This window comes from Kibdelosporangium aridum, from assembly GCF_900176515.1.
Taxonomy (GTDB): Bacteria; Actinomycetota; Actinomycetes; order Mycobacteriales; family Pseudonocardiaceae; genus Kibdelosporangium; species Kibdelosporangium aridum.
The window spans coordinates 1,514,613-1,526,634 of record NZ_FWXV01000001.1; the positions used below are offsets into that span (position 1 = coordinate 1,514,613).

At 66.0% G+C, this 12,022-nt stretch carries 8 protein-coding genes; 6 read left to right on the forward strand and 2 right to left on the reverse strand.

Annotation, left to right across the window (positions count from 1 at the left end):
* Positions 1-3: 3 nt before the first annotated feature.
* The 4 genes from B9C43_RS06335 to B9C43_RS06350 are packed head-to-tail and all read left to right on the forward strand — an operon-like array spanning position 4 to position 3,828.
* Positions 4-543 (forward strand): YesL family protein, encoded by a 540-nt coding sequence (locus B9C43_RS06335; protein WP_084425047.1) that lies wholly within the window; start codon positions 4-6, stop codon positions 541-543.
* Positions 540-1,655, forward strand: a complete 1,116-nt coding sequence (locus B9C43_RS06340; RefSeq protein ID WP_084425048.1) for a Gfo/Idh/MocA family protein — start codon at positions 540-542, stop codon at positions 1,653-1,655. Before B9C43_RS06335 ends, B9C43_RS06340 begins: the two co-directional genes overlap by 4 nt.
* Positions 1,643-2,572 carry a DUF6807 domain-containing protein gene (locus B9C43_RS06345; RefSeq protein ID WP_143446153.1) on the forward strand — a complete coding sequence of 310 codons (930 nt, stop codon included), beginning with the start codon at positions 1,643-1,645 and terminating at the stop codon, positions 2,570-2,572. Before B9C43_RS06340 ends, B9C43_RS06345 begins: the two co-directional genes overlap by 13 nt.
* Entirely contained in the window at positions 2,572-3,828 is a 1,257-nt protein-coding gene (locus B9C43_RS06350; protein WP_084425049.1) for a pectate lyase family protein, read from the forward strand. Before B9C43_RS06345 ends, B9C43_RS06350 begins: the two co-directional genes overlap by 1 nt.
* Here the strand turns inward: B9C43_RS06350 and B9C43_RS06355 are convergent.
* Positions 3,825-4,946 carry a 5-methyltetrahydropteroyltriglutamate--homocysteine S-methyltransferase gene (locus B9C43_RS06355; protein ID WP_084425622.1) on the reverse strand — a complete coding sequence of 374 codons (1,122 nt, stop codon included), beginning with the start codon at positions 4,944-4,946 and terminating at the stop codon, positions 3,825-3,827. The two genes, B9C43_RS06350 and B9C43_RS06355, sit on opposite strands and share 4 nt — an antisense overlap.
* Before the next feature lie 194 nt (positions 4,947-5,140).
* Here B9C43_RS06355 and B9C43_RS06360 point away from each other — a divergent pair, with 194 nt between their 5' ends.
* Positions 5,141-6,289 carry a hypothetical protein gene (locus B9C43_RS06360; protein WP_200825436.1) on the forward strand — a complete coding sequence of 383 codons (1,149 nt, stop codon included), beginning with the start codon at positions 5,141-5,143 and terminating at the stop codon, positions 6,287-6,289.
* Between the two features lie 123 nt (positions 6,290-6,412).
* Positions 6,413-10,105 carry a glycoside hydrolase family 2 TIM barrel-domain containing protein gene (locus B9C43_RS06365; protein WP_084425051.1) on the forward strand — a complete coding sequence of 1,231 codons (3,693 nt, stop codon included), beginning with the start codon at positions 6,413-6,415 and terminating at the stop codon, positions 10,103-10,105.
* Between the two features lie 2 nt (positions 10,106-10,107).
* On the opposite strand, the gene B9C43_RS06370 is transcribed toward B9C43_RS06365, so the two are convergent.
* Complete coding sequence (locus tag B9C43_RS06370; protein ID WP_084425052.1) at positions 10,108-11,835, reverse strand: IlvD/Edd family dehydratase; 1,728 nt, start codon at positions 11,833-11,835, stop codon at positions 10,108-10,110.
* Between the last annotated feature and the right edge of the window lie 187 nt (positions 11,836-12,022).

The following is a 12,022-nucleotide window of genomic DNA, read 5'->3' on the forward strand; positions in this document are numbered from 1 at the left end:
GTGATGTGGCGTGAGCGGTTGACCGAGTTCTCCGACTGCCTGCAACTCGGCCTGCTGGTCTGTGCCGCCTCGATTCCTGTGGTCACCGTCGGTCCGGCCTTCGCTGCCGGATGCCGGGTGGTGAGCAGGTGGCGCGACGGCGAGTCACCACCGATGTTCGCGACCTTCCGCGACGAGTTCGTCCGGCGGCTGCGTGGCGGGGTTCCCTTCAGCGCAGCCGTTGTCGTGGCGATCCTGCTGCTGAGCGTCGACTTGGCACTGGTTGAGGCCGGGGTGCCCGGTGGGCAGTTCTTCGCTGTGCTGTTCCCGGTCATGCTGGTGGCCTTGCTGGTCGTGGCGTTGCGGACGTGTTCGGTAGTGGCGGTGCACCAGAAATGGATCCCCGCCTTGCGGGCCGCCGCGCGGCTCAGTCTGGACATCCGGGGCTCGGCGTTGCTGGCCGGCGCGATCGTCACCGCCGGTGTGCTGGTCTGGATGCAGCCGCTGATGTTGTTGCTGGTGGCCGGACCGGTCACATTGGCCGCGGTCGGGACGGCGAGATGAGGCCTCGTGTGGTCGTGGCCGGGATGACCGGTTACGCGGAAGTCCACCTGCGCCGAGCCCGTGCCATGCACGACGCCAACGAGATCGTGCTGGCAGGCGCCTGCGACGTGAAGCAGACTGTTCCGGACACGGCGAGTGTGCTGCCGTCGGACGCGCTGGTCAGCCGTGACCTGCGGGATCTGATCGACCGCACAACACCGGACATCGTGGTGGTGGCGACGCCCCCGCACACGCACCTGCCTGTCGCGCTCACCGCGGTGTCAGCCGGGTGTCACGTCCTCGTGGAAAAGCCGCCCGTGCTCAGTCTCGACGCCTTCGAGCGGCTCGCGACCGCGGCGCAGCGACGTCGGGTGCAGGTGCAGACCGGCTTCCAGAGCTTCGGGTCGATGGCGTTGCACGCGCTGCGGGCGGCTGTCGAGACCAAAACCATCGGGATGGTCACCGGCGTGGGAACGGCCGGGGCCTGGATCCGCCGTGACGGTTACTACCAGCGCAATTCGTGGGCGGGTCGCCGACGGCTGAACGGCGAGTTCGTCGTGGACGGCGTGTTGACGAACCCGTTCGCGCACGCCGTCGCCACCGCACTGCTGGTGACGGGCAAGGCGGACGCGTTGCCGCAGCACATCGAGACCGAGCTCTACCAGGCTCGGCAGATCGAGGCGGACGACACGTCATGTGCTCGGCTCCGGTTCCCGAACGGGCTGGAGGTCGTCGCCGCGGCGACGCTCTGCACTGAGCAGGAATTCGAGCCGTACGTGGTACTGCACGGAACGCGCGGCAAGGCGCGGTGGTGGTATCGGTCCAACATCCTGGAGATCAACGGTGAACGTGTGCCCGCCGGTACCCCGATCGACCTGTTGCGCAATCTGGTGATGCACGTCAAGGACAGGACGCCGTTGGTCGCGCCGTTGAGCCAGACCCGTGCGTTCACCGCGTTCGTGCAGGCGGTCCGGGATCACTCCGGGCCAAGGCGGGTCTCCGCCGACTGGGTGTACACAGTCGACGCGGGAATGGAACGCCGGTACGTGATCGATCGCGCGGACAAGTTCGTCGAGTCGGCAGCGGAGAGCATGGCGCTCTTCTCGGAACTGGGCGTGCCATGGGCGACCTGATGCGGCTGATCGAGGACAACGGGTACGTGCGGGTGGCCGCCGGTGACGTCGAACTCGCCGAGTACGTGGTCGAACCGGGCGTTCCGCAGACCGACTCGCCGAAGCCCTACCTGCATCCACTTCGGACCATCGCCGGCGACGTGGTCAGCGCGATCCGGCCGCACGACCACACGTGGCACAACGGCCTGCAGTTCACCGCGGCCAACCTGTCCGGTGAGAACTTCTGGGGTGGCCGGACGTTCGTGCGTGGGCACGGGTACACGCCGTTGGACAACAACGGGTCGATCCGGCATGTGCGGTGGCACCGCGTCCAGTGTGACGACGGGCTGGCGGAGATGCGGCACAGGCTGGAATGGCAGACCCGGGCAGGGGAGTGCTGGCTGACCGAGGACCGGTCCATCGAAGTGTCCGAAGTGGACCAGGTCGATGGATCGTGGTTGCTGACGTGGCGCACCCGGCTGCACAACACCAGTGGACGAGAGTTGCGCTGGGGCAGCCCGGTCACCGAAGGTAGGCCGACCGCGGGCTACGGCGGACTTTTCTGGCGTGGTCCGCGGTCATTCATCGGTGGTACGGCGTTGACTGCGACGGGCGTACGCGACGAGGACGCGATGGGCAGCCGCGCGCCATGGTTGTCCTTCACCGGCCAGCACGACGTGAGCCTCCGCTACTCCACTGTGGTCTTCGTGGACTGCCCGGCCAACGTCCGGTATCCCACGCCGTGGTACGTCCGGACGGCCCCGTTCCCGGTGGTCAGCTTCGCGGTCACGTTCCATGAACCACTTCTGCTCGAACCGGACGGCCAACTCGGCCTGACGCATCACGCGATCATCGCTGACGGCCGCTGGGATCCCGTGCGGATCGAGGACTACATCCGTCAACGCATCACTCCTCGCTGGGACAAGGAGAACGCGTAATGCTGGCAAAGCTGTTACCGATCGTGGTCTCGATAGGACTGGTCTCCGCCGCACCCGCGAGCGCGGACTTCGAACACCTCGGCCGGGAGGTGATCGGCCCCCGTGACGGCTGGGCGGCTGGGACAACCGGAGGCTCGACGGCGACCCGTGAGCACGTGTACTTCGTGGACAGTCGTTCGGAGCTTGTCGCGGCCCTGACGGGCACCACACCCAAGATCGTCTACGTCCGGGGCACGGTCGAAGGCAACGTGGACGATGCCGATCGCCCGCTGCGGTGCTCGGACTATGCCGATCCCGGCTACAGCCTGCCGGCGTATCTGAAGCAGTACGACCCGGCGACCTGGGGCCGCGTCGAGCCGTCCGGACCACTGGAGGAAGCCAGGGCCCGGTCACAGGCCAACCAGGCCCGCCGGGTGATCGTTCCAGTCGGGTCCAACACGACCATCGTGGGCCTTGGCGACGACGCGACCCTGCTCGGGCTGACACTGCGGATCGGAGGCACGGACAACGTGATCATCCGCAACCTGCGGTTCGAGGACGCGTATGACTGCTTCCCGCAATGGGATCCGCTTGACGGCGAAACGGGCAACTGGAACTCCGAGTACGACAACTTGGTGCTCGCCGGGGCCACCCACGTCTGGGTCGATCGATGCGAGTTCAGCGACGGTGGGAACACCTCGCAGCCGACTTACTTCGGCCGCAAGTTCGAAGTGCACGACGGCCTGTTGGACGTCGTCAACGGCGCTGACCTGGTCACGCTGTCGTACAACCACTTCCACGACCACGACAAGTCACTGTTGATCGGCAACACCGACCGGCCCACCTATGACGTGGGCAAGCTCCGCGTCACCCTGCACCACAACTTCTTCGAGAACCTCGGCTCGCGTGCCCCTCGCGTCCGTTATGGACAGGTGCACGTGTACAACAACCTGTACGTCATCCCGAAGGCCGCGAGTTACGAGTACTCGTGGGGTGTCGGCGTCGAATCGAGGATCTACGCGGAGAACAACTACTTCCAGACAGGTCGTGACGTCAGCGCGAGCACGTTCGCGAAGTGGTGGAAGGGGACCGCGTTGCACGCCACCGGGACGCTGGTGAACGGCCGCCCGGTGGACGTCGTAGCGGCACACAACGCGGCCTTCGACCCCGATCTGGGCACCGACGTGGGCTGGACGCCCACCTTGGTCGCCCGGATGGACCCCACGGAGACTGTTCCCCGTGAGGTCCGCCGGAAGGCTGGCGTGGGGCGTAACTAACCCCAGACCTCGGCGGCGGTTTCGACGATCAACGCGAGCTTCGCGGCCTGCTCCTCGTGGGTGAGGACGTTGCCCTCCACAGTGGACGAGAAGCCGCACTGCGGGGACAGGCACAACTGATCGAGTGGGACGTACTGCGCCGCTTCGTCGATCCGTCGCTTGAGGTCGTCCTTGTTCTCCAGCTCGCCGCGCTTGGTGGTGACAAGGCCGAGGACGACCATCTTGCCTGGCGGCACGAACCGCAGTGGTGCGAAGCCGCCCGACCGGGCGTCGTCGTATTCCAAGAAGAACCCGTCCACGGCCAACTCGGAGAACAACGCCTCGGCGACGAAGTCGTATCCGCCGGCCGCGGCCCAGGATGAGCGGAAGTTGCCCCGGCACATGTGCGTGGTGACGGTCAGGCCTTTCGGCTTGTTGGCCAGCGCGGCATTGACTTGTTTGATGTAGCGCAGATGTTGGTGTTCGGCGTCGTCACCGCGCGCCTCGAGCATCGCGCGCTGTTCGGGATCGTTGAGATACGCGAAGCTGGTGTCGTCGAACTGCAAGTAGGTACAGCCCAACGCGGCGACCCCAGCGACCTGCTCGGCGTAGGCCGCCGACAGATCCGTCCAGAACTGTTCCTCGTCAGGGTAGACGGCGGGATCGAGGGCGGCGCGCCCGCCGCGGTAGTGCACCATGCTCGGCGACGGGATCGTCAGCTTCGGGGTGACGCCTTCCTCGACGACCGACTGCAGAAAGGTGAAGTCCTCGGCGAAGATCGTCTCCGGCAGCCGCACCGGGCCGTCGACGTGCAACGCGGCTGACGTGAACTCCAGGTCGCCCTCGGCGTTGTGGAACTGCACCTTGATCTTCTCGTCGGCCTTGCTGATCCCGCCGAGCCGGTAGATGAAGTCCATGTGCCACGACGTGCGGCGGAACTCCCCGTCGGTCGCCGACTGGAGCCCGGCCGCACGCTGCATCCGGACCACGTCACGGATCGCGTCGTCCTCGATCTCACGCAACTGTTCCAGCGAGATCTTGCCGTTCGCGTGGTCTGATCGAGCGGCCAGCAACGCGGGCGGCCGCAGCAGACTGCCGACGTGATCGGCGCGGAACGGTGGCGTAGTGCGCACGGTGATCCTCCTCGCTGCTCGTGCCATCGGACTGCAAGCCTGCCAGATTTTCCGCGGACCGTCGTGCTTGCCGCCCGGGGTCGTTCTTGCCCGCCTTGGCGGCGTTGACAAGCGTGAACCGTCTTGAATATCGTGACAACGTCCGGAAAGCGCTTTCCGGGCTTTCCCTGCATTCCCTTCTCCAGCAAGGGAGATCAATCATGTCCTTTTCCAAGCTGGGTGTCCTTGCGCTGGTCGTGGCCGTGGTGGCCGGTGGTGCGCAGTCCGCTGCCGCGGACAGCGAGCCCCGGGTGCTGGCCTGTGGTGACCGGTCGTTCAATGCCGAGGCCGTGCTCAGCGGCAGCACGTGGACAGCCCGCAACGGCAGCCAGACCGTGTACACAGGTACCGACATGCGGGCCGCCGTTCAGGCAGCGGTCAACAGCCTCGCTGCTGGGCGTACTGCGAAACAATGGGTTCTGGTTCGTGGATCCGGCTCGATGAGCGCCGGGTCGCGGATCTCGTTGCCGAGTTACACCGGGCTGGATGTCTGCGGGACGATCACCGTGACCGGTTCCGGCTCCGGCGACCAGGCCCCGATCTACTCGCGAGGTACTCGCGACATCGAAGTCCGCTACCTCAACGTCGCAGGCAGTCCGCTGTACGGCATCTTCATGCGCAACGTCCAGAACGTCATCCTCGGTCAGATCGACATGCGGCTGTCCGGTGGTTTGGGTGTCCGGATCGACAACCGGGGTGACACCAGCGTTCGCAGCCGGAACATCCGGATCGACAACGTGTTCGTCTCCGGCGCGGGCAGCCATGCGGTTGAGACATATGGCGTCGACGGAATCACCATCGGCACGGTGACGGCTCGCAGCGTCGGGCACTCCGGTCTGCTGTTCAACGACACCATCAACGCCACAGTGGGCACTGTGGACGCCGAGAACGCCGGAGCCGGCACCGGTTACGCGGCGTTCCGCGTCGCCAACCGCAACGGCCGGATCGGCAGCGGCTATCCCACCAACATCCGGGTGGGGACCGTGCGTGCCCGGGGCGGCGGGCGTGGCATCTTCTGCGTGTCGGAGAGTGGTGGCCTGGCCATCGACCGGATCGACGTGGCCAACACGGGCAACAACTCCATTCTGATCGAGAACTGCTACAACGTGACCATCGCGGCCCAGAGCGGCACGGTGTCCGGTGGTGGCGAGGTCCGGCTGGCCGCGCGCTCGGAGTTCCCCAACAACTCCGACATCACCATTCAGAACCTGACGGTGACCAACTCCGCTGTCCGGGAGAGCCCGTGCGGCACCAACACCACATTCCGCGCCATCACGTTGAACAACAGCTCCATGAACGTGTGCCCATGAGAGCTGGGAAGCGCTTTCCGGACGGCCCTGTCCACAGTGGATACCGACGTCCGGAGGCTTGACGGCGTTCGCGGCATCGCGTTGTATCTTGTTCGATCCTGTCGGAACGTGGAGGTTTACGCGGTGCTGCGAACGCGCGTTCTCGCTTTGGTTTTCTCGGTGGTCGCCGGATCTCTTGTGGCGACTGGATCCGGCAGTGCGGCCGCGGATCCACCTGCCGACGTGCACACATATCTGGAAGATCCCCGGAAGGTCGCCGAAGGCCAGGAGCCCGCGCACGCCTTTCTCCGCCCGTATGCCGATGCCGCGGCGGCAGCCCGCAAGGACGAACGCAGTCCCTACACGTTGTCACTGGATGGCAAGTGGCGGATCGCCATGGCGGACAACCCGTCTCAAGTCCCTGCGGGGTTCTACGGCGACGGCTACGACACATCACGCTGGCGCGAGGTGTCGGTGCCGCACACCCTGCAGACCGACGGCTTGGACCACCCGATCTTCCGCAACATCGCGACCGAGATCCAGCCCGACGACCCGCCGCGGGTGCCGCGCGACGTCAACCCGACCGCCGCCTACGCCCGTGACTTCGACCTTCCCGCCAACTGGGCGCAACGCACGACTTTCCTCAGGTTCGAGGGCGTGACCTCGGCGTATTTCGTGTGGGTCAACGGCAAGTACGTCGGGTACGACCAAGGCGGCTACACCCCGGCCGAATTCGACATCTCACCGGCACTCAAGCCCGGCCGTAACCGGATCGCGGTTCAGGTGCACCGGTGGAGCGCCGGTGCGTACCTCGAAGACGTTGACCAGTGGCGTTTCTCCGGCATCTTCCGTTCGGTGCACCTGTACTCGACGCCCGCGACGCACATCCAGGACGTCACGCTGCGGACCGACCTGGACGCGTCCTACGCGGACGCCACACTCACGGCTGCGGTGGAACTCAAGGGAAAACCTGGAAACCAGGTCGCGCTCAGCCTGCGGGACGCCAACGGCAGGGAAGTCGGCGCCACCAGCCAGCACATCGAGCAACGGGGAACGCTGACGCTGCCTGTCCGCAATCCCGCGAAATGGACCGACGAGACACCGAACCTGTACACCGTCGTGCTGACGTTGACCGGCCCTGACGGCACGCACATCACCAGTGAGACCACCGGCTTCCGGGAAATCGAGATCCGTGACAGGCAGTTGCTCGTCAACGGCAAGCGGGTGCTGTTCAAGGGCGTCAACCGGGCCGAGACCGACGCTGATCACGGCAGGCACGTGCCCAGGGCCGCGCAGGAGCGGGACGTGGCGTTGATGGAGCAGCTCAACGTCAACGCTGTGCGGACCTCGCACTACCCGTCCGATCCGTACTTCTACGAGCTGGCCGACAAGCACGGCATCTGGATCGACGACGAAGTCGACATCGAGACGCACAACCACGAGAACTGCAACAACTGGTGCCAGGCCAACCAGCCGGAATGGCGGGACGCTTTCCTCGACCGTCTCATCGGGATGGTCGAACGGGACAAGAACCATCCGAGCATCTTCTTATGGGACACCGGAAACGAGGCCGGTCTCGGCGCGCACCACTACGCCATGGCCGAGTGGCTGGACGCGAACGAGCCAACCCGGCCGATCTACCACCAGTCGAACAACCCCGACGGGGACGCGCCGTTCGCCGATGTGTGGGGTCCGCGGTATCCGTCCCCGGAGAAGTTCGCCGAGCAGGCCAAGAACACCACCAAGCCGCTGATCTTCGGCGAGTACGCGCACGCGATGGGCAACAGCCTCGGCAACTTCCGTGAGTTCTGGGACATCATCCGGGCCAACCCGCAGACCCAGGGCGGGTTCATCTGGGACTGGGCCGAGCAGAACATCCGGCAGAAGATCAGGATCGTGCCGGACTCCTCGGGCAACAGCATCTCCGCGCACCTGTCCGGCAAACCGGACCTCGTCGACGGTCACCGCGGCAAGGCACTGGCGTTGTCCGGGCTGGACGACTTCGTGGAGGTCTACCGGGACCGCAAGCTGGACATCACCGGCAAGGCGGTGACGCTGGACGCGTGGGTGAAGCCGGGTAAGTGGACCGGTGACTTCCGGATCGTGGGCAAGGGCGACCACCAGTACGCGCTGAAGATGAAGACCGAGAAGACCTTGGAGTTCTTCATCCACAGTGGAACGTGGCAGGCCGTGCAGGCGCCCGTGCCCGCGGACTTCTACGGCAACTGGCATCGGGTCTCCGGTACGTATGACGGCACCGCGTTGCGGTTGTACATCGACGGGGCCGAGGTCGCCAGCAAGCCCTTCAGCGGGCCGATCGACTCCTCGTCCGCCGAGGTCAACGTCGGCCGTGACTTCGAGACGTCCTGGAACGACCCGTCGAACATCGGGTGGATGGGCCGTGGCGTGGTCGACGATGTCCGGATCTACGACCGTTCCCTCACCGCGGTGGAGCTGAACGCTTCGACACCAGTCGGTGGTGCGGTTCTCGCACTGGACTTCGACAAGGTCGAGGAGAAGGGGACGCACCTGTCCTACGGTTCAAGCTTGTCCGGTGTGGACGGCTTGATCGGCGCGGACCGGTTCGTGCAGCCGGAAGCGTTGCAGATGGCCTGGGCACACCAGCCTTTGCGGTTCGCGTACGCCGACGGCGTGTTGTCAGTGACGAACGAACGTCAGTTCACCGGCACCGACGACCTGCGGTTGAAGTGGCGGGTGAACGAGGGATCCCGTGTGGTGGCCGCTAGTGAGCAGCCGTTGCGGGTGGCCGCCGCGTCGACAGGCCGGATCCCGCTGCTGGCCAAGGCAACCGATCGGGAACGGTTCCTGACGGTCGAAGCCGTGACCAAGACCGGTCATGTCCTGGCGCACGACCAGTTCTTCCTGGGCGGCACCCGAGTTCCTGGCCTCGACAAGGCGCCCTTCGACTGGCGGTTCGTCCTTCCTGTCGAGGACACCACGTCGGTCACGGTGCTGGCCGGGGGAGCGTTGTACAAGGTGGACAAGAAGACCGGCGCATTGACGTCGATCCGTTACGGCGGCAAGGAACTGCTGTCCAGCGGACCGAAGCTCGACGCGTGGCGGGCGCCGATCAGCAATGAGACCTTCGCGTGGGGCCGCGCGGAGGGAGAGGACTGGCGCAAGGCCGGCCTCGACCGCCTGCAGACCACGGTTACCGGCGTCCGGGTCGAGCGTGACAAGGCAGCGGTCCGTGTCATCGTGGACAGCCGGGTTGCCGCTCCGGACGTCACTAGCGCTTGGTTTGACCAGACCATGACCTACACCATCACGTCGACCGGCGTGCTGGAGCTCGGACATCGGGTCACCCCGCAAGGGTCTATGCGTACATTGCCGTACCTGCCCCGCATCGGTGTTTCGTTGGGCGTGCCGGACACGTACAACAAGTTCACCTGGTACGGGCGGAAGACAGAGAGTTACGTCGACCGCAAGGACGGGACGCCGATCGGCGTGCAGTCCAGCACCGTGGACGAGCAGTACGTCGAGTACTACCGTCCGCAGGACCACGGCAACCACACTGACTCCCGCTGGGCCATGCTGTCCGACGGCCGCAGTGGTGGGCTCCTGGTCGGCGGAGCCAAGGACGTCAGCGTGACTCCGTACGACGACCTGGACCGTGCGGCGTACCCGTTCCAGTTGCAGCGCAACAAGGGCTGGTCCACGTTGCACGCGAGCCATGCCGTGACCGGCGTCGGCGACACCCCGAACCCCGTGCGGGAACGCAGTCAGGTCCAGCCGGACCAGACGTACGAGTACACGTTGTCCCTGCGTCCCTTGACCTTGCACGAGGTTCGGGCCGGACTGCCCGACGGCGGATGAGATCAGTGTGATTCGCGCGTGACCTCGGCTCCACTCGAACCTACGAGGAAGTCGAGGTCCGCGCCCACATCCGCCTGCTGCACGTGGTCGACGTAGAGGCGTTGCCAGCCTCGCTCCGGCCCGGCAAAGCCTTCCACCGTCTCCTCACTCGGCTGGCGTTGTGCTAGTTCGCTGTCAGGGACATCGAGAGTCAGGGTGCGGTTGGGCACGTCGAGAGTGATGTAGTCGCCGGTGTGGACCAGTGCCAGCGGTCCACCGGCGGCTGCCTCGGGGGAGACGTGCAGAACGACTGTGCCGTAGGCGGTTCCGCTCATCCGGCCGTCGCAGATGCGGACCATGTCCCGGACTCCGGACTCCAGCAGCTTCTTGGGCAGCGGCATGTTGGCGACCTCGGGCATGCCCGGGTAGCCCTTCGGCCCGCATCCACGCAGCACCAGCACACTGCTCGCGTCGACGTCCAGTTCCGGATCGTCGATACGGGCCCGGAAGTCCTCGATGCTGTCGAACACCACCGCCCGGCCGCGATGCTGGAGCAGTTCCGGTGAGGCGGCCGCTGGCTTGATCACCGCGCCGCGTGGCGCCAGATTGCCGCGGAGTACGGCGATTCCGGCTGATTCCTTGAGCGGATCGGTCCGTGACCGGATCACTTCCGGATCCCAGATGTCCGCGTCCTGCAGGTAGTCGACGAGGGGCGCACCGGTCACGGTGATGGCTTGTGATGAGAGCAGGTCCCGCACTTCGCGCAGGGCGGCGAGCAGGCCACCGGCCCGGTGGAAGTCCTCCATCAGGCCGCGCCCAGCGGGTTGCAGGTCGACCAGCAGCGGTACGTCAGCGCCGACGAGGTCGAAGTCGTCAAGCGTCAGTTCGACACCAAGGCGCCCGGCGATGGCGAGCAAGTGGACGACGGCGTTGGTGGAACCGCCGATCGCCGCCAGCGCGACAATGGCGTTGAGGAACGACTCCCTTGTCATGATCGTGCTCGGCCTGCGGTCGTCGTGCACCATTTCGACCACCAGCCGGCCGGTCTCGTGCGCCCCGGAGAGCAGGCGGGCGTCGGGTGCGGGAACTCCGGCAAGCCCCGGCAACGACATCCCGAGAACCTCGGCGAGGCACGACATGGTCGAGGCTGTGCCCATCGTGTTGCAGTGCCCGGCGCTGCGGATCATCGACGACTCCGAGCGCATGAACGCGGCCTGCGAGAGCGTCCCCGCGCGGACTTCCTCGCTCAGCTTCCACACACCGGTCCCGCAGCCGAGCGGGGTGCCGCGGAAGGTGCCGGTCAGCATGGGACCACCGGAAACGACGACCGAAGGGATGTCCACGGAAGCGGCCGCCATCAGCAGCGCGGGAATGGTCTTGTCACACCCGCCGAGCAGCACCACACCGTCGATGGGGTTGGCGCGCAGCATCTCCTCGGCCGCCATCGCCGCGAGGTTGCGCCAGAGCATGGCAGTCGGTTTGACCTGGGTCTCACCCAGCGACATGACCGGGAGGTTGAGCGGGACGCCGCCTGCCTCCCACACGCCCCGTTTCACCGATTCCGCGACCTGGTCCAGGTGCACGTTGCACGGCGTGAGCTCCGAAGCCGTATTGGCGATCGCGATGTGCGGCCGTCCGTCGAAACTATCGGCGGGCACGCCGCGGCGCATCCAGGCACGGTGGATGTACGCGTTCCGGTCGTCGCCGGCATACCAGGACGAGCTTCGAAGTTCGGGCACAAGAGCCTCCATGTCTACAAAGGACCGCGAGGGAATCCGTATCTCGAATGTAGTGCTTTCCCGGCCGCTTCGACCGGTGCTGAGCTTCGGCCGTCATCGCCCATGACTGCAAGCCTTTTCACCGGTCCGCTCGGCACAACAGGCCGGTCGCGGGATCGATCGGGGGTTCACAGTCCGTGCCAGGCTGGCTACAGTAGAC

What these genes read in the sequence shown, in the direction of transcription:
- B9C43_RS06345 (WP_143446153.1), top strand. Translation starts at nt 1,643, where the DNA reads ATGGGCGACCTGATGCGGCTGATCGAGGACAACGGGTACGTGCGGGTG.
- B9C43_RS06350 (WP_084425049.1), top strand. Translation starts at nt 2,572, where the DNA reads ATGCTGGCAAAGCTGTTACCGATCGTGGTCTCGATAGGACTGGTCTCC.
- B9C43_RS06360 (WP_200825436.1), top strand. Translation starts at nt 5,141, where the DNA reads ATGTCCTTTTCCAAGCTGGGTGTCCTTGCGCTGGTCGTGGCCGTGGTG.
- B9C43_RS06340 (WP_084425048.1), top strand. Translation starts at nt 540, where the DNA reads ATGAGGCCTCGTGTGGTCGTGGCCGGGATGACCGGTTACGCGGAAGTC.
- B9C43_RS06335 (WP_084425047.1), top strand. Translation starts at nt 4, where the DNA reads ATGTGGCGTGAGCGGTTGACCGAGTTCTCCGACTGCCTGCAACTCGGC.
- B9C43_RS06370 (WP_084425052.1), bottom strand. Translation starts at nt 11,835, where the DNA reads ATGGAGGCTCTTGTGCCCGAACTTCGAAGCTCGTCCTGGTATGCCGGC.